Source organism: Nocardioides sp. URHA0032 (genome assembly GCF_000620645.1).
Lineage (GTDB): Bacteria > Actinomycetota > Actinomycetes > Propionibacteriales > Nocardioidaceae > Nocardioides.
The window spans coordinates 244,384-263,936 of the sequence record NZ_KK211161.1 but is presented as its reverse complement, the minus strand read 5'-3'; the positions used below and the strand labels follow the sequence as shown (position 1 = coordinate 263,936).

The following is a 19,553-nucleotide window of genomic DNA, read 5'->3' as shown; positions in this document are numbered from 1 at the left end:
TCGGCCTAGCCGATGGCGACCCCGACTCCGTGGAACAGGGGTCCGGGATAGCCGGCCAGGTCGGAGCGACCACGGACCGTCAGGTAGTAGTCGACGCCGTGGAAGGTGACGACGCTGCCCGGGATCGTCCCCTGGTAGGTGCCGTGCCCGGTGGACCTCATCGGCGCGGACCTCCACACGCCGTCGTGCGTCCGGTAGTGCAGCACCACCGGCGCCGCCCTGCCCCCGAGCACCACCGCGGTCACCGGGATCGCCCGGCCGACGATGTCGTCGCGGACCGCGGTCGTGTAGACGACCGGCTTGCCGGCCGGGTGGTACCGGCCGGTCCTCACCCCGAAGTGCTTGAGCACGGTGCCGAGCAGGTCGAGGGTCTCGGCCGCCTTCGCGTCGTCGCCGAGGTTCCACCCGAGCGTCACGGTCCGGAACGACTGGTGCGCCGCGTCTCCGTCGACCGCGATGCCGACGTACGGCGGGTCCTCGGCCGGGACGACCGCGGCCAGGGCCGACTCCGGCGCGGTGAGGATCCCGGTCGCCGTGCCCAGCGGGTCGATCGCGGTGCCGAGGGCGCCGTTGCCGGCCGAGGAGAGCCCGGAGAGGCCGAAGAACGGCCGCGCCGGGGCCTGCAGGCTGGTCACCTGGGTGCCCTTCAGCAGGCCGGCACCGCTGAACGTGAGGGCTCCGGACTGCGAGGCGACGTACGACGCGTTGCCCTCCGGCGTGCGGATGCCGAGGTACTGGCCCGCGAACGTCGGGTCGACCACGCTCGACACGCCGTCCGGGCGGTTCGTGCTGAGCAGCAGCCGGCCGCCACCGTCGAGGTAGCGCTTCAGCGCGGCCACGTCACCGGGCGCCAGGACGCCGGGTCCGCGGTCCGTGCCGTTCTCCCAGATCACCGCGCCGTACCTGCCCATCTCGGTGGCGTTGGGGGACTTGGCGGCGATCGCGTACGGCACGCCGAGCGCCGCCAGGGCGCCGGCGATCGCACGCTCGTGGGCGAGGGTCTGGTCGTCGTCGACGACCAGGACGCTCGGGTCCTTCGGGCCGGACCACAGCGTCGTGACCTGCGCCTGGTTGCGCTCGCTGCCCTCGCTGATCCGGTCGGCCGGATCCACGACGGTCACCAGCTTCGTGACGCCCTCGCCCGCCGGCCGGTAGGTGAAGCGGACGTCCTTGCGCTCGTAGGCGCCGAGGCCGACCTGCTTGCGGGCGACCACCGGGCCGTTGACGGTCCGGGAGTGGACGACGACGTCGACCTTGCCGGGCGCCTTGCCGCCGTTGGAGAAGACCGGGACGGTGAGGACGTTGTCGCGGCCGGCGTTCAGGCGGCCGGTGACGAAGCCGGGGGAGACGTCCTTGTCGCCGGACAGGTCGAGCACGTCGAGCGTGATCGTGCTCGTGTCGCCGGACTCCGGGCTGTTGTCGATGCCGTTGCCGTAGCCGGACACGTTGGTGAACGCCCAGCCCGTGGGCTTCTCGGTCCAGCTCGACCAGGTGTCGGCCGCTCCCTGGGTGTTGAACGCACTGGCCCCGGTGAAGACGGCGCGGCCGGAGAACTGGAGGCAGGCCGCGAAGTCGCCGACGTTGGCGGTCCAGGTGCCGGCGGCCGGCTTCTTGACCGTGATCGACTCGGGGTCGCCGAAGCTGCCCGCGTCGGACTCGGCGGTCGTCGTGCCCGACGGGTCGGTGAGCGACAGCTTGCAGTCGCCCATGTTGTCGCTCGCGACCGTCACCGTCATCACCTGGTTGTTCGGGTTGTCCTCGACGTCGAACTGGACCGAGCCGCCCGCGACCGGCGCGGATGTGCCGGTCAGCTCGACCGGCTCCTGCGGCTCGCCGGACGTGGTCGGTACGCCGGGCGGCGCCTCGTGGGTGCCGGAGGTGATGCCGGTCGCGGCGCCGACCAGGAAGTCGGCCGGGTTGCCGCGGCTGTAGTTCAGCTGGAGCTCCTGGGTGTTGTCGTTCTGGTCGAACTCCTCGACGTCCATCTGGTAGCGGTTCGGGTCGCTCTGCGCGTCGTTCCCGTGCCCGAAGTACGTCGTGGACTGCCGCCAGTAGTCGAAGTGCCACACCAGCAGGCCCGAGGCGTGCTGCCGGTGGTCGAACATCGAGCCGGACGGGTTCTGCGGGGACAGCTTCGTCGTCACCGCGTCGCGGCTGACGTTCTCCACGTAGTAGCCCTCGACGACGAACTTGCCGGTCTTCGGGTCCGTCGCGAGGCCGTAGACGTCCTCCTGGGTCCAGGTGTGGCCCAGGGAGTCGGTGTCGCCGACTGCTACCTCGTAGGTCGGGACGAGCAGCAGGTTCGGGTCGACCATGCCGACGTGGTAGCCCTTCGCCGGCAGCGCGGTGCGAGGCGCCAGGGTGTAGCCGTTCAGGTCGCCGTGCACGACGGTCGGCGTGACCCACCCCTGGAAGACCCGGGTGGCGGGGTTGAACATCGTCGGGTTCGAGCCCGCCGGGTCACCCATGTACGAGCCGCCGGCCATGATGTCGAAGTCGCCGGTGCCGTTCGAGGTGTACGCCGTGTCGTAGTAGTCCGGCTCCCCGAGGGCGTGCGCCATCTCGTGGGCGGCGACGCCGATCGTGAGCGGGTCCTTGAGCGAGCCGCGCTCGGGGATGGTCACCACGCGGTCGACGAAGACGCCCGGGCTGTTGGTCGGGATGCCGGCCTTGAGGGTGCCCGCCGGCAGGCCGAGCGTGCTCTCCGCGGTCGAGGGCAGGCCGAGGGTCGCCTGCAGCGCGTGGGAGTGCGTGTCGCACGGATCGCTGGTGAACGCGTGGTCGGAGCCGGAATGGATGATGATCGTGAAGTCGACCTGGCCGTCGCCGTCGTTGTCGTACTTCGACCAGTCCATGCCCGGGTCGGCGAACGTCTGCGGGACCGCCTCGACCGCCATGCCGAGGGCGCCCGCGCCGCCCACGCCGAGCACCGAGCCGGCCGGGTCGGTGACCTTGAGGTCGCCGTCGTCGGGCGTGCCGTAGTGGCACGGGTCGCCGATCGACTCGGCCGAGGTGTACGGGCCGAACACGTCGATCTCCACCAGGAACTGGCCGAACGACGCCTCGTAGTAGAACTGCGTGACCGAGCCGTTCGGGTTGCCGCCGAAGCCGTCGAGGATCTTCTTGAAGTACGCGGCGTCGTGGCCGTCGTGGAACTGCGGCGTCGTCTCGCCGGCGTCCTCGTCGTACCAGGTCGCCAGCATCAGCGCGGGCACGTGGAAGACCCGCTCCTCGCCCTCGGCGGCGGCCGCGAGCTGGGCCCGGTAGGACGCGACCTGGAGCTGGCGCAGGATGCTGGCGCGGGCCGCCTCCTCCTTCGCGCTCACCCGCGTCTGCTGCCGGCCGGCGTGCGGTGCGACGGACGCGGGCGGGCCGGCGGGGCCGACCGCGTGGGCGAGCTGGACCCGGCCCTGCGCGTCCCGGCCGGACACGTAGTGCCAGGTGCCGGCCCGGTCGCGGCTCACGCTGTAGCCGTCGACCTCGAAGAGGCCGCCCGCCCTCGCGTCCGTGAGGACGGCCCGGAACTGGTAGCCACCGGGCTGCCGCAGCACTTGGGAGTACGGGACGGTCACGCCCGGATCGGCCACCGGGTGAGAGTGGTGGCCGGCCGCGGTCGCGGGGACCGCGGCGCCGGCGGCGCTCCCGATCAGCGCGAGGGCGGCGAGGGCGGCGATGCGGGCGCGCAGGGGCATGGTGGCTCCAGGGGCGAAACGACAGGTGTACGGGGGTTTCCCGCCGACGCCGCAACGACTCCTGTCCGCACCGGGTTACGCGGGAAGGTCTAGACGTCCGGGCCGGCGTCCTTCTCCACGGCCGCGTCGAGACGCTTGCGGGCGCCGTCGAGCCAGTCCTGGCAGATCGTCGCGAGCTTCTCGCCGCGTTCCCACAGCGCGAGCGACTCCTCGAGGGTGGTGCCGCCGGCCTCGAGCGAGCGGACCACCTCGACCAGCTCCTCGCGCGCCTCTTCGTACGACGGCGTCTCAGTCTTCTTCTCGGCCATCGGTCTCCTCGAGCTGCTCGGTCCTGGTGGTGGTGGCGTGGATGCGGCCGTCGGCGACCCGGACGCTGATCTTCTGCTTCGCGGCGACGCCGGCGACGGAGGTGATGACGTGGCCGTCGGCGTCCTGGAGCACGGCGTACCCGCGCTGCAGCGTCGCGAGCGGCGACAGGGCCCGCGCGCGGGCGCGCTGGTGGCCGACGTCATCCGCGGCGCGGTCGAGGGCGTGGCCGAGGGTGCGGCGGGCCCGGTCGCGGAGCCGGTGGACCTCCTCGAGGCGCGCGTCGAGCAGGGTCCGCGGATCGGCGAGCGCCGGGCGCGACCGCAGCGCGTCGAGGCCGGCCTGCTCGCGGGCCAGCCAGCCGGTGAGGGCGGCGCGGATCCGCTGGCGGGCGTGCACGACGTTGCGGGCCTCCTCGGCGACGTCGGGCACGACGAGCTTCGCGGCGTCGGTCGGCGTGGACGCCCGGACGTCCGCGACCAGGTCGAGGAGCGGCTGGTCGGGCTCGTGGCCGATCGCCGAGACCACCGGCGTGCGGACCTTCGCGACCGCGCGGACCAGCGCCTCGTCGGAGAACGGCAGCAGGTCCTCCACCGAGCCGCCGCCGCGGGCGACCACGATGACCTCGACGTCGGCGTTCCGGTCCAGCCGCTCGACCGCCTCGATGACCTCGGCTGCGGACCGTGGACCCTGCATAGCGGCGTACGCGACCTCGAAGCGGACCGCCGGCCAGCGGCGGCGAGCGTTCTCCAGCACGTCGCGCTCGGCGGCGCTGTTGGGTGCGGTGACCAGCCCGACGGTGCCGGGCAGGAACGGCAGGGCACGCTTCAGCTCGGCCGCGAAGAGCCCCTCCGCGGCGAGCAGCTGGCGGCGCCGCTCGAGGCGCGCGAGCAGCTCGCCGAGGCCGACCATCCGGATGTCGCGGGCGTAGAGGGACAGCGTGCCGCGGTTGGCGTAGTACGACGGCTTCGCGTGCACGACGACGCTGGCGCCCTCGACCAGGGGCGGGTTGAGCCCGTCGAAGAGGGTGCGCGAGCAGGTCACCGGGACCGAGATGTCCGCGACCGCGTCCCGGAGCGTGAGGAAGACGGTGTTCATGCCGGGGCGGCGGCTGACCTGCGCGACCTGGCCCTCGACCCAGACGGCGCCGAGCCGGTCGACCCAGCCCGCGATCGCGTTCGCGACCTGCCGGACCGGGGCCGGCGACTCGAGCGAGGTCTCCAGGGCCATGCGGGCGAGATTAGGGGATCGCGCCGACGCTCCTAGACTGGACACATGACGACCGACATGGGCATGCCGCCGATCCTGTCGCCGGAGGACGCCGACCGGGCCGTCCTGCTGGCGGCGCCGCGCGGCTACTGCGCCGGGGTCGACCGCGCCGTGATCACCGTCGAGAAGGCGCTGGACCTGTACGGCGCCCCCGTCTACGTGCGCAAGCAGATCGTCCACAACAAGCACGTCGTCGCCGACCTCGAGGGTCGCGGGGCGATCTTCGTCGAGGAGCTCGACGAGGTGCCGGCGGGGGAGACCGTGGTGTTCTCCGCGCACGGCGTCTCGCCCGAGGTGCACCGCCAGGCGGAGGCCCGCTCGCTCAAGACCATCGACGCGACCTGCCCGCTCGTGACCAAGGTGCACCACGAGGCGAAGCGCTTCGCGAACGAGGACTACGACATCCTGCTCATCGGCCACGCTGGCCACGAGGAGGTCGAGGGCACCGCGGGGGAGGCGCCCGAGCACATCCAGCTGGTGCAAGGACCCGACGACGTCGCCGGCATCGTGGTGCGTGACCCCTCTCGCGTGGCCTGGCTGTCGCAGACCACGCTCTCGGTCGACGAGACGCTGGAGACCGTGGCCGCGATCCGGGAGCGCTTCCCCGAGCTGCTGGACCCCCCGAGCGACGACATCTGCTACGCCACCCAGAACCGCCAGCTCGCGGTCAAGGAGATCTCCGCCGGCACCGACCTCGTCATCGTCGTGGGCTCCGGCAACTCCTCGAACTCGGTGCGCCTGGTCGAGGTTGCGCTCGAGGCCGGCGCGCACGCGGCGTACCGCGTCGACGACGCCTCGGAGATCGACGAGACCTGGCTCGAGGGTGTGAGCACCGTCAGCGTCACCTCGGGGGCGAGCGTGCCGGAGGAGCTCGTGAACGGTGTGCTGTCGTTCCTCTCCGACCGGGGCTACCCGGACGCCCGGGCCGTGCACAGTGCCGAGGAGTCGCTGATCTTCGCGCTGCCACCGGAGCTGCGCCGCGACCTCAAGGCGGCCGGCCGAGTCTGATGGCCCGCTTCATCGACGTACACCCCGACAATCCGCAGCCCAGGCTGGTCCAGCAGATCGCGGACGCGCTGCGCGAGGACCAGCTCATCGCCTACCCGACCGACTCCGGCTACGCCCTCGGCTGCCAGCTGGGCAACCGCGACGGACGGGACCGGATCCTGCGGATCCGCGGGCTCGACGACAAGCACCACTTCACGCTGATGTGCAAGGACTTCGCCCAGCTCGGGCAGTTCGTGAAGCTCGACAACTCGGCGTTCCGCGCGATCAAGGCGGCGACGCCCGGGCCGTACACGTTCGTTCTCCCCGCGACCCAGGACGTGCCGCGCCGGCTGATGCACCCGAAGAAGCGCACGGTCGGCGTCCGCATCCCCGACCACGTCTTCGTGCAGGCGCTGCTGGACACCCTCGGCGAGCCGCTGCTCACCAGCACCCTGATCCTGCCCGGCGAGACGGAGCCGCGCAGCCTGGGCTGGGAGATCAAGGAGGAGCTCGACCACGCCGTCGACGTCGTCGTCGAGGCGGGCGAGACGCTCGCCGAGCCGACGACGGTGATCGACTGGTCGGAGGGCTACCCCGAGGTGGTGCGCCTCGGCGCCGGGGACCCCGCGCGCTTCGAGGCCGCCTGACGCCGGTGGGCGCTGTCAGTGGTCGCTGTCAGTGGGCGCTGCGGGCCGGAGGCCGCGACTGCGTGAGCACCCGCTGCCGGACCGCGAGGATCCCCAGGCACAGGGCGTAGCCGGTGACCAGCGCGGCCGCGTGGTGGCCGAGCCCGGAGACGACGGCCTGGATCACGCCGTCGCCCTGGTCCGCGATCACGTCGGGGCGGGTGAGGCCGAGCAGCGTGAACACCGCGACCATGAGCAGCGGTGGCAGCACGCCGACGGTGAAGAAGTCGCTCGGCCGGACGGCGAGCGCCATCGCGATGCAGATCAGCACGTAGCAGACGTCGAAGAACGGCCCGACGTGCCCGAAGACCGCTTGGTCCAGCACCACCGCGGTGAGGGCGAGCGCCAGCCCGAGCGCGACGACCTGACGGCCTGGCTCGCGCCCCTCCTCCCAGAGAGTCCGGCGCTGGCTCACAGGGCCACGGTATGGTCCGTGCCCTCCTCGCCGTCGGCGGCGCGCCGGTCCACGACCCGCAGGTCGACCGGTGCCATCGACCGGGTCTGCGACTCCACCTGGCGGGGTGCGGGCAGGTCGCCAAACCGCCGGGCGCTGACCAGCACCCGCGACTCCAGCGAGCCCACCGTCTGGTTGTAGTGGCCGACCGCGGCGTTGATGGACCGGCCCAGCTGGTCGAGGTGGGCGTTCAGGCCGGCCAGCCGGCCGTGCAGCTCGCGGCCCGCCCGGTGGATCTCGCGGGCCTGGTCGGCGAGGGCCTCGTGGCTCCAGCCGTGGGCGACCGTGCGCAGCAGGGCGATCAGCGTGGTCGGGGTCGCGAGCACGACCTGCCGCGCGGCGGCGTACTCGATCAGCGACCCGTCGGTCTCCAGCGCCGCCGCGAGGAAGGACTCGGCCGGCAAGAACAGCACCACGAACTCCGGAGTCTCGGTGAGCGAGCGCCAGTACTGCTTGGAGCCGAGCGCGTCGACGTGGGTGCGCAGCTGCCCGGCGTGGCGGCGGAGGTGGTGCTCGCGCTGGTCGTCGTCGTCGGTCGAGGTGGCGTCGAGGTAGGCGTCGAGCGGCACCTTGGCGTCCACGATCACGCTGCGACCACCGACCAGGTGAACGACCAGGTCGGGCCGTCGGGCGCCGTCGTCGAGGCGCACCTGCTCGGCGAAGTCACACCGGTCGACGAGCCCGGCGAGCTCCACGGCGCGGCGCAGGTGCAGCTCGCCCCACCGCCCGCGCACCTGCGGCTTGCGCAGCGCGGTCGACAGCGAGCGGGTCTCGCGCTGGAGCTGCTCGACCTGGGTGTCGAACTGGCCCTGCCAGGTCGCGCGGGCCCGGTCGAGGTGCTGCATCTGGTCGCTGAGGCGGTCCAGCCCCTGCATCACCTCGGCCTGGTCGACCAGGCCGGCGACGTACGGGGTGCGCGAACGCGACCACAGCACGCCGAGCAGGCCACCCAGGCCGAGCCCGACGAGCAGGGTGAGGAAGAGCGTCACTGCGGTCATGGCGCCAGCATGGCGGGGGCCACCGACAGTGGGGTCGTTGTTCGGGTCCGCGGTGAACCTGAGGCGGTCGAGCGCGAGGTCGAGGTCCAGGTCGACCGACCCGTCAGTCGAGGTCGACGACCACCGGCGCGTGGTCGGAGGCGCCGGTGCCGGCGCGCTCCTCGCGGTCGATGAAGGCGCCGGTCACCCGGGCGGCGAACGACGGCGAACCGAGCACGAAGTCGATCTTGAGGCCGCGGTCGCGCTCGAACCGCTGGCGGTAGTAGTCCCAGTACGTGTAGCCCGGCGCGTGGGCGCGGGTCACCTCGACGTACCCGTCGTCGAGGAGCGCCTGGAACGCCGCCCGCTCGCGCGGGGTGACGTGGGTCGACGTCGCGAACTGCGCGATGTCGAACACGTCCTCGTCGCGGGGTGCGATGTTCCAGTCGCCGACCAGCGCGGTGGCGCCGTCGCGCCACTCGTGGGCGGCGGTCCGCAGCTTGGCCAGCCAGTCGAGCTTGTAGACGTAGTGGGGGTCGTCGGGCTTGCGGCCGTTGGGCACGTACAACGACCACAGGCGTACGCCGCCGCAGGTCGCGCCGATCGCCCGCGACTCCGGCTCGGCCACCTCGCCCCAGGCCGGTTGTCCCGGGAACCCGGTCTCGACGTCGTCGAGCCCGACCCGGCTGATGATCGCGACCCCGTTCCACTGGTTCACCCCGGCGACCGCGACGTCGTAGCCGCGCGCCTCGATGCCCATCAGCGGGAGCTGGTCCTCGCGGGCCTTGGTCTCCTGGAGCGCGAGCACGTCGATCTCGTGCCGGTCCAGGAAGGCCTCGACGCGGTCGATGCGGGAGCGGAGGGAGTTGACGTTCCAGGTGGCGATGCGCACGCGGGCCACCCTAGTGAGGCAGGCCGACCGGCTACGGGATGACCTCGAACGTCGTTGTCATCCCGTGGTCCTCGTGCTCCAGCATGTGGCAGCGGATCCTGAACGGCCCCGTGTAGTCGGTGAACCGGGCGGCGACCACGACCTCCTGGCCCGGGGCCAGCTTCCAGGTGTCGTCGAGCCCTCGTTCCCAGGCCGGCGGCGGCTGCCCGTCACGGTTCGCGGTGCGCCACTGCTCCTCGTGGAGGTGCACCTGGTGGGCTCGTCGATTTGCGAGCCTCACCCGGCATCTCGACCCGGCGATCGGGCTTACAGTGCTGGAATGCGCAGACTTCTCGGCATCCTGTCAGTCGCTCTCCTCGCCCTCTCCCTCGCGGGCTCGGCACACGCCGCCGCGCCGCTGCCGCACTGGAGGCACGTCGACGTCCACACCGACCAGCAGTTCCGCGGCCTCGACGCGGTCGACGCGCGCACCGCCTGGGTCGGCGGCAGCGCCGGTGGCGTCTGGCGTACGACGGACGCCGGCCGCACCTGGCACAACGTCTCGCCGGCGGGTGCGAAGGGGTTGCTGTTCCGCGACGTCGAGGCCCGAAGCGCTCGTGTCGCGCTCGTGATGTCGATCGGCAACGGCCGCGACAGCCGGATCTACCGCACCACCAACGGCGGGCGGACCTGGACGAAGGCCTTCGTCAACCGGGACAGGAAGGCGTTCTACGACTGCATGGCGATGTACCCCGGCGGCAAGAACGGGCTCGCGATGAGCGACCCGGTGAACGGCAGGTTCCGGATCATCGCCACCCACGACGGCGGCGCCTCGTGGCGGCGGGTCGACCCGGCCGGGATGCCGCGGGCGAAGAAGGGCGAGTTCGGGTTCGCCGCGAGCGGCACCTGCCTGGTCACGGCCGGGGCGCACGACGCCTACCTCGCCTCGGGCGGGTCCGTGGCGCGCGTCTTCGCCAGCCACGACCGGGGCAAGCACTGGACCGCCACGAACTCGACGATCCCGGCCTCGGCCGCGGGCGGGGTGTTCTCGCTGGCGTTCCGCTCCGGCGTCGGTCTCGCCGTGGGCGGCGACTTCGAGCACGAGAACCGCGGGGCCGATGCCTCGGCGTACTCCCACTCGCACGGCCGCCACTGGCGGAACGGCGGCGACCTCTCCGGCTACCGCTCCGGCGTCGACTGGCGGACCGACGACGTCGCCGTCGCGGTCGGGCCGTCCGGCAGCGACCTGACCCGCAACGGCGGGAAGCACTGGACGCGCTTCAGCCGGCTCGACCTCGATGCGGTGCAGTGCGTGCCCGGCACGTGCTGGGGCAGTGGACCCGAGGGCGTCGTGGTGCGCCTCGTCAAGCACTGACGTCTGCCACGATGCGCCCATGAGGCGCACCGTGCAGGCGATGCTCGCCATCGCGATCCTGATCGACGTCGCGTACTGGTCGATCTGGTTCACCGATCGCGACGTGCTCGCCAGCGAGCACACCCAGGGGTACTACGACTTCGAGAACGCCTTCCCGCTCGCCGACCTGTGGCTGGGCCTCGCGTGCGTGCTCGCCCTGGCGGCGCTCGCGCGGGACACCGCGTCGGCGACCTTCTGGCTGACGTGTGCCGGTTCGGCGGGGATGTACCTGTTCGGGATGGACTTCCTGTACGACGTCGAGCACGGCATCTTCACCTCCGGTGGGGGTGGCGCCGTCGAGGCCGTGATCGTAGCGCTCACGCTGGTGTTCTCCGTGACCGTGCTGCGGTTCGCCTGGACCCGGCAGCCCGCCGTAGCGTGAGGACGTGACTGCCCGCCTGACGTCGATCCACCGGTTCCCGGTCAAGTCGTGCCGGGGTGCGGCCGTCGAGGTCGCGACCGTCGACCCGTGGGGCCTCGCGGGGGACCGGCGCTGGATGGTCGTCGACGACCGGGGCGTCGTGGTCACCGCGCGAGAGGTCAACAGGTTGGTGCTCGTCGCGCCCGAGATCACGGCGTACGGACTCCGCCTGACCGCGCCCGACCTGCCCGCGCTCGAGGTGGACCTCCCGGACCCAGGCGACCAGGTGCCGGTGGAGATCTGGTCCTCGCGGCTGACCGCGGCCGCAGCCGGACCGGAGGCCGACGCGTGGTTCAGCAAGGCCCTCGGCAGGGCCGTGCGACTCGTGCACCTCGACGACCCGATGCGCAGGCCGACGAACATCGAGTTCAGTGAGCGGGGCGACCGGGTGTCGTTCGCGGACGGGTACCCGCTGCTGCTGGCGACCGAGGCCTCGCTGGGCGCGGTGAACGACGAGGTGCTCGCGTCGTCGCCGTTCGACCGCGAGCCGCTGCCGATGACGCGGTTCCGGCCGAACGTCGTCGTCAGCGGCGTCGAGGCGTGGGCCGAGGACGACTGGCGCCGGATCCGGATCGGAGACGCGGTGTTCCGGGCCGTCAAGGGCTGCGACCGATGCGTGCTCACCACGATCGATCCCGACACCGCCGTACGCGAGAAGGAGCCGATCCGCTCGCTCGCGAGGATCCGCCGCTGGGACGGCGCCACCTGGTTCGGGATCAACCTCGTGCCGGACACCCCCGGAGTGACCATCCGGGTCGGTGACGACCTCGAGGTGCTCGAGGCCGTGCCGCCGGGCGGCGGCCCGATCCGGCCGCCGCGCTGATTCGGGCGCGGTCCGTCCGCGCCGTAGAGTTGCCGCCCGTGGCTCTCACCATCGGCATCGTCGGACTCCCCAACGCGGGGAAGTCGACCCTCTTCAACGCCCTGACCAAGAACGACGTCCTCGCGGCGAACTACCCGTTCGCGACGATCGAGCCGAACGTCGGCGTCGTGGGCGTGCCGGACGATCGGCTGCCGAGGCTCGCGGAGCTGTTCGGGTCCGTCCGGATCCTGCCCGCGACGGTGGAGTTCGTGGACATCGCGGGCATCGTGCGCGGCGCCTCCGAGGGCGAGGGCCTCGGCAACAAGTTCCTCGCGCACATCCGCGAGTCCGCGGCCATCTGCCAGGTGACCCGGGTGTTCCGGGACGAGGACGTCACCCACGTCGACGGCGAGGTCAACCCCGCCAACGACATCTCCACGATCCAGACCGAGCTGATCCTCGCGGACCTCCAGACCGTCGAGAAGGCGATCCCCCGGCTGGAGAAGGAGGCCCGCGGCAACAAGTCGCTCGTCGCCAACCTGGACGCCGCGAAGGAGGCGCTCGGCCACCTGGAGGCCGGCACTCCGATCACCGCGACGAAGGTCGACCGGACGCTGGTCCGGGAGCTGTCGCTGCTCACGGCCAAGCCGTTCATCTACGTCTTCAACTGCGACGCCGACGAGCTCGCCGACGAGGCGCTCAAGGCGCGGATGCAGGAGCTCGTGGCGCCGTCCGAGGCGATCTTCCTGGACGCGAAGTTCGAGGCGGAGCTGGTCGAGCTCGACGACGACGAGGAGGCCCGCGAGATGCTGCGCGAGATGGGCGTCGAGGAGCCCGGTCTCGAGGTGCTGGCCCGGGTCGGGTTCGAGACCCTGGGCCTGCAGACCTACCTGACGGCGGGCCCCAAGGAGACGCGCGCCTGGACGATCCCGAAGGGCGCGACCGCCCCCGAGGCCGCCGGCGTGATCCACACCGACTTCCAGCGCGGCTTCATCAAGGCCGAGATCGTCTCCTTCGACGACCTGCTCGAGGCGGGCTCGCTGCTCAAGGCACGCGAGAGTGGCAGGGTCCGCATGGAGGGCAAGGACTACGTCATGCAGGACGGCGACGTCGTGGAGTTCCGCTTCAACGTGTGAATCGGCGCGTTTGCCCAGGCCAGATGGGCTGTGACCCCTCAAGGTCCGCACCAGTCCCCAAAAAGATTTGGTGACCCGGGCCCGATCGGGCGGTTTCAGAGGCGCGCCGTGGGGATCGCGCGGGCATGACGGGGCCGCGCGTGGGGTCCGCATCCTCGCCTTCACCCGCGGTGAGCGGGGGAGGCGGAGCCGGGCGCGTGGACACGCTGGTGGAGGTGGTGACTCAGCGGTGTGCGGTTCACCGCCAGCGTGGGGTGTTAGTCGCGCCCGCGTCCGGCCGGAGAAGGCCGGTCAGTGGGCCGGGATCTCGAGACCCTCCTCTTCGGGCAGCACGACCTCGCGCATCATCTCCTCGATCTCTTCCTGGGGCAGGCAGACCTGCATGGCCCAGTAGAAGATCGCGAAGCTGAACAGCACCGTCACCAGCATGTCCCACAGGAACGGCAGGGGCGGGTCGTCGAGGGGACCGAACGAGCTGATGTAGATGATGATCCCCAGCCCGACGAGGTACGCCGGCAGCCAGGCCGCGGCTCGCCAGTTGATCATCGGCCGGTGCTCGTTGAGGTGCAGCAGTCGGTTGCCGATCAGGATCACGTAGCCGATCAGGATCGCGACGCCGAGTTTCCAGTCGGTGTTCCACGTCGTCCAGAGGATGATCAGGCTGGCCACGGCGAACGCGACCGGCGAGAGGACCTCAGCGGCCGGCAGTCGGAAGGGCCGTTCCTGGTCGGGCAGCCGCTTGCGGAAGGCGCTCAGGGACAGCGGCGCCCCGGCGTACATGAGCACCGAGGCGCTGGTGATCAGACCCACCAACGACTGCCACGACGGGAACGGCAGGAAGCAGATGCAGCCGGTGATGAATGCGGCGATGAGCCCGACCCAGGGGACCGCGCGCTTGTTGGTCCACTCGAAGATCGAAGGGACGTAGCCGTTGCGCGACAGCCCGTAGGCCACCCGGGATGACCCGGTCGTGTAGATGATGCCGGTCCCGGCCGGGCTGATGATCGCGTCGGCGTAGATGATCGCCGCCAGCCAGCCGAGGCTGAGCAGCGTGGCGATCTCCGCGAAGGGGCTGGTGAACAGCGTGTAGTACGTCTCCTGGCTGGTGGAGGTCCACGTGTTGCCGATGGCGCTGTCGGGCAGCGCGAACAGGAAGGCGACCTGCAGCAGCACGTAGATGACCGTGCCGATGAGCATGGAGCCGATGATCGCGAACGGGATGTCGCGCTTGGGGTTCCGCGCCTCGCCCGCTAGCTGGTCGGCCTGCTCGAAGCCCAGATAGCTGAAGATGATGCCGCCGGTCGACACCGCCTCGAGCACGCCCTTGAGTCCGCTCGGAGCGAACCCGTCCGCGGCGTGAAGATTGCCGGTGTCGAAGTTGTTGAACGACAGCACGATGATCACCAGCAACGGAACGGCGACCTTCCACCACGTCATCGCACTGTTCGTCGTCGCCAGTAGCCGGACACCCAGGAAGTTGATGGCCGTGAAGATCGCCATCAGGATCACGGCGACGATGATGCCGGTGGTGGTGAGGACGCCGTTCTCGGGCTTCACCCAGCTCTGCGCCCAGCTGTAGTGCTGGGCGTAGGTGATCATCGCCGAGACCTCGATCGGCGCGACCGTCGCCGCCTGCAGCCAGGAGAACCAGCCGAAGGAAGCGCCGACCGCCCCTCCGAACGCGTAGTGCGGGAAACGCGCGGTGCCTCCAGAGACGGGGAACATCGCGCCGAGCTCGGCATGGACCAGCGCCAGGAGCAACATGCAGACCGCACCGATGATCCAGGCGAAGATCACCGCCGGTCCAGCGGCGATGAGGCCCTCCTGGGCCCCGAACAGCCAGCCCGAGCCGATGATGGACCCCATCGAGGCCCACATCAGGCCGATCAGACCGACTTCCCGCTTCAGCGCGAAGTCGCGCCTCCGACCGGGCTGTGACGAAGTGGCATCCACGGACATTGACGTCCCCTTCGTTCGGGGGCCCCCCGGACCGGCCCGCGCCGGTGCCCATTTGACGTATGTCCCCCGCACGGGTCACCTCGAAACGCGCGCTCTCCCATGGCGTCACGAGCGCGCATCCGGAATGATCCCGCGCGTCTATGCCCGCCCTGACGCGTCCTGACGCGGGCGGCCGCTCTCCGAGCTCCAGCAGCAATCAACGACACCGACCGAGCCCGCGCCCCGTGCCTCGCGCATATTGATGATGCGCCCCCGGTGGCCGGCGAAGATGCTGGCAATGAGTGCGTGGCGTCCCCGACGACTTCCCGTTCGCGACCGAACTCAGGCGCCGCCTTCGTGCGTGCTCGCGAGTGCCCGGGATCGGGCGACCGTCCGATGCCCACCCTCCGTCCGGGAGTTGAGCTCTATGCGCCGGTCCATCAACATCATCTTGTCCGCCACGTGCGCCGTCGCGCTCAGCGCCAGCACAGCTGGCGCGGTCAGTGCCCGGGGACACACCAGCGGGTCGCCCGAGTCAGCCGATCTGGCAGTCAGCGGCGCGGTCGCCGGTGGCGCGCGCACCTTGGAGTACGGGCACCTGGCGGTCTTCGTCTTCACGCTGCGTAACCGCGGGCCTGCCGCCATCGTCGACAACTCCGCCGACATCGGCTACACCGCCGTCCGGAACGGCACCGTGGTCGATCAATACTGCATCAACACCAGCGGCAGCAGCTTCAACCCCGACTCGCCCGCGTGCGAGTTCGGCGACCTGGCGCCAGGGGAGCACACCCGCATGGTCGTGATCGTGCAACCGGACAACGTGGCCTCAGCCTACGTCAGGGTCCGGGTCTGCGCCTCGAACGAGGCAGGGGTTCCCGACGACTTCCCGGGTAACGACTGCGTCACCAGGAGCGTCCTCGTCTGAGGGGCAACCGCCGCAGTGCTTGCGGCTCGCGGCAAGGTGGTCGGGCAGGTCGCCGTACCGCAGGCTCGGCCACCTCGCGCCCGATGCCGAGGCCGCCGTCCGTGGCTCCCACGTTTCGGGACATGGTGGGTGGGGAGATCGCCCAGGCCGCAGACGTCGCGCGGACCGGTTCCGTGGACCAGTCCGCCCGACGTCCGCCCGAGGGCGCAGCGGCCCGGTCGGCTCCCCCGACTGTCGACCGGTCCGCTGCGCAGTCATGAGACCGTGTCGCCCGCGGCATGTCACGCGCGTTGCAGGATCCTGCAATCAGGTGTCGGCGTCAGCGTCGGACCAGAACTGGAGCCGCACGCCGGCAGCGAAGCGCGTTCGCACGCCGAGCAGTTCGAGCAGCGCGGCCACGTCCGCACGGACGGTCCGCACGCTGACGCCAAGCCACGTCGCGATGGCGTCGTCCCCGAGACCGCTCGCCATGAGCGCCACGACCTGCCGTTGTCGAGGCGTCAGGTCGACGACACCACCGACCCAGTCCGGAGCCGGGACCGCGAACCGCCGGACGGCTTCCCAGTAACGCCAGGCGGCCTCGAGGCAGGGCCCTGACCGCACGACCATGACCGAGGCGGTCCCGTCGAGCTCAGGCCCCTGGAGCATGACCTCGGTGCGGTCGACAATCTTCATCGTGACGGGTGCGAAGCTCATCAGGTAGCTGCCGATCGGCTCGTTCGCCAGCAGCAGCAGCGCGCCGACGCCGGTGCCCTGGGCATCGAAGACGCTCTCCATGCGGAGGCCGCCCTCGAGGACCCTGCGGTTGTTCGGCAAGCTGCGCCGCAGCTGGGAGACGTTCGCCCAAGCGCGCACCGAGTGCAGCTCCCGCCAGCGCGACGACTGGTCGATGACGAGTCGGTTCAGCTCCACCTGATCCTGGCTGCTGGCCAGGATCTCGGCATCCCGCACCGGACCCGCCTCCAGCGCCGTCGCCACCTCGCTGCGGCGTACCTGGAGCAGCGCCGCGGCGTCGAGGACAACCTGCTTCTCGGACTCGGTGAGCAGCTGCCGCGGCGGGAATCCGAGGTCCGTCACAGTTGCACCTTCTCCGCCGACCACTCCCGCAGCCGCTGGCCCGCGGCAGACCGGGACCGCACGTCGACGGCGACACGGTCCGCTGCCGGCTCCGCGGCGATCTGCTCACGCCGCACCTGGAGCACGGCGGCGGCGTCCAGCACTGCTTGACGCTGCTCAGCGGTGATGACCCGACGCGGTCGGTCGCCAAGGACGTCCACCGTGAGGCACCCCCGTGTGCATCGTTCTCCAGGACACCCGAAGTCTAGGGTGGATCCATGGGCAGCGTGGTCGACCAGCTGATCCGGTGGGAGGAGTCCGGCGGGACCTGGTACGCCGTCGGCACGACCGAGGTCGCGCTCTGCCGCTGCGACGGCGGGGAGATCGTCGAGCGGCTGCGGGTCGAGGACGCCGAGACCGCGGCGTACCTGCGCCGGCGCCCGTCCAGCGACCCGGCCGGCGATCCTTCCGGCGGCTGAGCGTCAGCGACGCAGGGCGTCGATCGCCGCCATGTCTCCGTCGCTCAGGCTGAACCCGGCGACGTCGGCGTTCGAGCGGATCCGGTCCGCGTGGACCGACTTCGGGATCACGACGACGCCGTGCTGGAGGTGCCAGCGGATGATCACCTGCGCCGGCGTGCGCCCCAGGCGCTCGGCGAGCGCGCCGATGGCGGGGTCGTCGAGGGTGCCGCCCCGCAGGGCGCTGTAGCCCTCGAGGACGATCCCGCGCTCGCGGTGGGCGTCCAGTGTCGCGCTGTCGAAGAGGAACGGGCTCCACTCGATCTGGTTCACCGCCGGCACGACATCGGTCGCGCCGGTGACCTCGTCGAGCAGCGCGACGTCGAAGTTGCTGACGCCGATCTCGCGGGCGAGGCCCGCGTCGCGCGCCTCGACGAAGGCCCGCCAGATGTCGCTGTTGACCGCTCCGTCACCGGGCCAGTGGATGAGCCAGAGGTCGACGTGGTCGGTGCGCAGCGCCTCGAGGCTCTGCTCGAGCGTCTCCCGCTCCCGCCCGGCGCGGTTCGGCGGGCACTTCGTCGTGATGAACACGTGGTCACGGGCGACACCGCTGTCGGCCAGCGCCCGCCCGACCTCCGCCTCGTTGCCGTACACCGTGGCGGTGTCGAGGTGGCGGTACCCCGCCTCCAGGGCCGCGGCCGTGGCGCGGACCGCGTCCTCGCCGGTGATCTGCCAGGTGCCGAAGCCGAGCAACGGCATGGAGCTCCCGCCGGGGAGCGGGGCGGCGTCGGCGGGCAGGGCGGGTGCGATGTCGGTCATGTCCCGAGTTGTACCCGGTTTGCCCAAGCGGAGCATCGGGGAACCGCCGGATATGGCCGTCTTCATGGCGTGGACCGACGCCGACCTGACCGGCGCGGACCTGCCCGGCCCGTGGTGGGAGGTGGTCGTCGCCGCGCCGGGCCTCCTGTTCGTCGACAGCGACGAGACGCTGTCGCGGGTCTACCACGAGCTGAAGTGGTCGCTCCCGAGGGCTCTGCGCTGGCCGTCGCCCCGGTCGCCGGGCGGCCGAAGGCCAAGGGCCTCGCTGCCGGGACGAACACCTGGCTACGTCAGCGCACCACGATCGAGGCGTCGCCCGCCGGCACCAGCTCGCCGATCACCGGGTAGCCGGGCACCTCGCCGGCGACGAGCAGGCCGCCGGACGTCTGGGCGTCGGCGAGCAGCACCAGCTCGTCCTCCGGCACCGCGGTGTCGACGTGAGGGCGCACCCACTCCAGGTTGCGCCGGCTGCCGCCGGGGACGTAGCCGGCGGCGTACGACGCCCGCACCGGGTCCAGGTACGGCACCGCCGCGGAGTCCACCACCGCGGAGACCCCCGATGCGCGGCACAGCTTGTGCAGGTGGCCGAGCAGCCCGAAGCCGGTGACGTCCGTCGCGCACACGGCGCCGGCGGCGAGGGCGGCGCGGGAGGCGTCGCGGTTGAGGGTCGTCATCACGTCGACGGCGTCCGGGAACACCTCTCCGGTGGCCTTGTGCCGGTTGTTGAGGACGCCGAGGCCGAGCGGCTTGGTCAGCGTGAGTGGTACGCCGGGGGAGCCAGCGTCGTTGCGCAGCAGCCGGGCCGGGTCGGCGATGCCCGTGACGGCCAGCCCGTACTTGGGCTCGGGGTCGTCGATGGTGTGCCCACCGGCGAGGTGGCAGCCGGCGAGGACGGCGACGTCGGCGCCACCACGCAGCACCTCTGCAGCGAGCTCGAACGGGATCCGGTCACGCGGCCAGGCCAGCAGGTTCACCGCCACCAGCGGATCGCCGCCCATCGCGTACACGTCGGAGAGCGCGTTCGCGGCCGCGATCCGGCCCCAGTCGTAGGCGTCGTCGACGACCGGGGTGAAGAAGTCCGCCGTGAGGACCACGGCACGAGACCCGTCCAGGCGGACCACCGCGCCGTCGTCGCCGTTCTCGACCCCGACCAGCAGGTCGGCTCCGGCGGCCGGCGTGAGGCCCCCGAGCACCCGCTCGAGCTCACCGGGCGGGACCTTGCAGGCGCAGCCGCCGCCGGACGCGAACTGGGTGAGTCTGAGCGCGTGAGTCGTCACTGCGCCATTGTGCCGGGCGCTCTCGGGATGGATACCCGGTGAGCCGGGGATCCCGGCGCTTATGG

At 71.5% G+C, this 19,553-nt stretch carries 20 protein-coding genes; 8 read left to right on the top strand and 12 right to left on the bottom strand.

The features are described from left to right. Positions 1–5: 5 nt before the first annotated feature. The 3 genes from N538_RS0122460 to xseA all read right to left on the bottom strand — a co-directional run bounded on the left by N538_RS0122460 (position 6) and on the right by xseA (position 5,228). The gene (locus tag N538_RS0122460; protein ID WP_028639152.1) at positions 6–3,692 is read right to left on the bottom strand and encodes an immune inhibitor A domain-containing protein; all 3,687 of its coding nucleotides are present in this window, start codon (positions 3,690–3,692) and stop codon (positions 6–8) included. Positions 3,693–3,781: 89 nt separating this feature from the next. Continuing rightward, positions 3,782–4,000, bottom strand: coding sequence for an exodeoxyribonuclease VII small subunit (locus tag N538_RS0122455; RefSeq protein WP_028639151.1), 219 nt, complete (start codon positions 3,998–4,000; stop codon positions 3,782–3,784). Then, entirely contained in the window at positions 3,981–5,228 is a 1,248-nt protein-coding gene (gene xseA / locus N538_RS0122450) for an exodeoxyribonuclease VII large subunit (protein WP_028639150.1), read from the bottom strand. Before xseA ends, N538_RS0122455 begins: the two co-directional genes overlap by 20 nt. Before the next feature lie 45 nt (positions 5,229–5,273). Between xseA and N538_RS0122445 the strand changes: the two genes are divergently transcribed. Beyond that, a complete protein-coding gene (locus N538_RS0122445) occupies positions 5,274–6,275 on the top strand; it encodes a 4-hydroxy-3-methylbut-2-enyl diphosphate reductase (RefSeq protein ID WP_051549550.1) in 1,002 nt (333 codons plus the stop codon). Beyond that, positions 6,275–6,901, top strand: coding sequence for an L-threonylcarbamoyladenylate synthase (locus tag N538_RS0122440; protein ID WP_028639148.1), 627 nt, complete (start codon positions 6,275–6,277; stop codon positions 6,899–6,901). The genes N538_RS0122445 and N538_RS0122440 overlap by 1 nt, the downstream gene beginning before the upstream one ends. A gap of 28 nt (positions 6,902–6,929) precedes the next feature. Here N538_RS0122440 and N538_RS0122435 read toward each other — a convergent pair whose 3' ends face one another. The 4 genes from N538_RS0122435 to N538_RS0122420 form a co-directional block, all read right to left on the bottom strand. Continuing rightward, positions 6,930–7,355, bottom strand: coding sequence for a DUF6542 domain-containing protein (locus tag N538_RS0122435; RefSeq protein WP_028639147.1), 426 nt, complete (start codon positions 7,353–7,355; stop codon positions 6,930–6,932). After that, positions 7,352–8,392, bottom strand: a complete 1,041-nt coding sequence (locus N538_RS26880) for a DNA recombination protein RmuC (RefSeq protein WP_036571767.1) — start codon at positions 8,390–8,392, stop codon at positions 7,352–7,354. Before N538_RS26880 ends, N538_RS0122435 begins: the two co-directional genes overlap by 4 nt. Positions 8,393–8,495: 103 nt before the next feature. Next, entirely contained in the window at positions 8,496–9,263 is a 768-nt protein-coding gene (locus tag N538_RS0122425; protein WP_028639146.1) for an exodeoxyribonuclease III, read from the bottom strand. Between the two features lie 31 nt (positions 9,264–9,294). Next, positions 9,295–9,564: a multicopper oxidase domain-containing protein gene (locus N538_RS0122420; protein WP_081790661.1), complete on the bottom strand. Its 270-nt coding sequence runs from the start codon at positions 9,562–9,564 to the stop codon at positions 9,295–9,297. Between the two features lie 18 nt (positions 9,565–9,582). Here N538_RS0122420 and N538_RS0122415 point away from each other — a divergent pair, with 18 nt between their 5' ends. The 4 genes from N538_RS0122415 to ychF are packed head-to-tail and all read left to right on the top strand — an operon-like array spanning position 9,583 to position 13,015. Beyond that, positions 9,583–10,617, top strand: a complete 1,035-nt coding sequence (locus N538_RS0122415; protein WP_028639144.1) for a WD40/YVTN/BNR-like repeat-containing protein — start codon at positions 9,583–9,585, stop codon at positions 10,615–10,617. A gap of 19 nt (positions 10,618–10,636) precedes the next feature. After that, entirely contained in the window at positions 10,637–11,038 is a 402-nt protein-coding gene (locus tag N538_RS0122410; RefSeq protein WP_028639143.1) for a hypothetical protein, read from the top strand. 4 nt (positions 11,039–11,042) lie between these two features. Further along, a complete protein-coding gene (locus tag N538_RS0122405; protein WP_036571765.1) occupies positions 11,043–11,900 on the top strand; it encodes an MOSC domain-containing protein in 858 nt (285 codons plus the stop codon). A gap of 38 nt (positions 11,901–11,938) precedes the next feature. Further along, positions 11,939–13,015 (top strand): redox-regulated ATPase YchF, encoded by a 1,077-nt coding sequence (gene ychF / locus N538_RS0122400; RefSeq protein ID WP_028639141.1) that lies wholly within the window; start codon positions 11,939–11,941, stop codon positions 13,013–13,015. 291 nt (positions 13,016–13,306) lie between these two features. On the opposite strand, the gene N538_RS0122395 is transcribed toward ychF, so the two are convergent. Further along, entirely contained in the window at positions 13,307–14,974 is a 1,668-nt protein-coding gene (locus tag N538_RS0122395; RefSeq protein ID WP_036571761.1) for an APC family permease, read from the bottom strand. A gap of 406 nt (positions 14,975–15,380) precedes the next feature. On the opposite strand from N538_RS0122395, the gene N538_RS0122390 reads away from it, so the two are divergent. Beyond that, positions 15,381–15,878, top strand: a complete 498-nt coding sequence (locus N538_RS0122390; RefSeq protein ID WP_028639139.1) for a hypothetical protein — start codon at positions 15,381–15,383, stop codon at positions 15,876–15,878. Between the two features lie 306 nt (positions 15,879–16,184). Here N538_RS0122390 and N538_RS29170 read toward each other — a convergent pair whose 3' ends face one another. Both N538_RS29170 and N538_RS28765 read right to left on the bottom strand, forming a co-directional pair. Continuing rightward, positions 16,185–16,955, bottom strand: coding sequence for a helix-turn-helix domain-containing protein (locus N538_RS29170; protein ID WP_051549549.1), 771 nt, complete (start codon positions 16,953–16,955; stop codon positions 16,185–16,187). After that, on the bottom strand, positions 16,952–17,098 hold the full coding sequence (locus N538_RS28765; RefSeq protein WP_155992409.1) for a hypothetical protein: 147 nt from the start codon (positions 17,096–17,098) through the stop codon (positions 16,952–16,954). The genes N538_RS29170 and N538_RS28765 overlap by 4 nt, the downstream gene beginning before the upstream one ends. A gap of 114 nt (positions 17,099–17,212) precedes the next feature. Between N538_RS28765 and N538_RS0122375 the strand changes: the two genes are divergently transcribed. Continuing rightward, positions 17,213–17,413, top strand: a complete 201-nt coding sequence (locus N538_RS0122375; protein ID WP_028639138.1) for a hypothetical protein — start codon at positions 17,213–17,215, stop codon at positions 17,411–17,413. 3 nt (positions 17,414–17,416) lie between these two features. On the opposite strand, the gene N538_RS0122370 is transcribed toward N538_RS0122375, so the two are convergent. Together N538_RS0122370 and selD are read right to left on the bottom strand one after the other, a co-directional pair. Then, complete coding sequence (locus N538_RS0122370; protein WP_051549548.1) at positions 17,417–18,211, bottom strand: aldo/keto reductase; 795 nt, start codon at positions 18,209–18,211, stop codon at positions 17,417–17,419. Between the two features lie 290 nt (positions 18,212–18,501). Beyond that, a complete protein-coding gene (selD, locus tag N538_RS0122365) occupies positions 18,502–19,488 on the bottom strand; it encodes a selenide, water dikinase SelD (protein WP_028639136.1) in 987 nt (328 codons plus the stop codon). Positions 19,489–19,553 lie beyond the last annotated feature (65 nt).

Coding starts and splice junctions, on each gene's coding strand:
- N538_RS0122460 (WP_028639152.1), bottom strand. CDS start 3,692: ATGCCCCTGCGCGCCCGCATCGCCGCCCTCGCCGCCCTCGCGCTGATC.
- N538_RS0122455 (WP_028639151.1), bottom strand. CDS start 4,000: ATGGCCGAGAAGAAGACTGAGACGCCGTCGTACGAAGAGGCGCGCGAG.
- xseA (WP_028639150.1), bottom strand. CDS start 5,228: ATGGCCCTGGAGACCTCGCTCGAGTCGCCGGCCCCGGTCCGGCAGGTC.
- N538_RS0122445 (WP_051549550.1), top strand. CDS start 5,274: ATGACGACCGACATGGGCATGCCGCCGATCCTGTCGCCGGAGGACGCC.
- N538_RS0122440 (WP_028639148.1), top strand. CDS start 6,275: ATGGCCCGCTTCATCGACGTACACCCCGACAATCCGCAGCCCAGGCTG.
- N538_RS26880 (WP_036571767.1), bottom strand. CDS start 8,392: ATGACCGCAGTGACGCTCTTCCTCACCCTGCTCGTCGGGCTCGGCCTG.
- N538_RS0122415 (WP_028639144.1), top strand. CDS start 9,583: ATGCGCAGACTTCTCGGCATCCTGTCAGTCGCTCTCCTCGCCCTCTCC.
- N538_RS0122410 (WP_028639143.1), top strand. CDS start 10,637: ATGAGGCGCACCGTGCAGGCGATGCTCGCCATCGCGATCCTGATCGAC.
- N538_RS0122395 (WP_036571761.1), bottom strand. CDS start 14,974: ATGTCCGTGGATGCCACTTCGTCACAGCCCGGTCGGAGGCGCGACTTC.
- N538_RS0122390 (WP_028639139.1), top strand. CDS start 15,381: ATGCGCCGGTCCATCAACATCATCTTGTCCGCCACGTGCGCCGTCGCG.
- N538_RS0122375 (WP_028639138.1), top strand. CDS start 17,213: ATGGGCAGCGTGGTCGACCAGCTGATCCGGTGGGAGGAGTCCGGCGGG.
- N538_RS0122370 (WP_051549548.1), bottom strand. CDS start 18,211: ATGACCGACATCGCACCCGCCCTGCCCGCCGACGCCGCCCCGCTCCCC.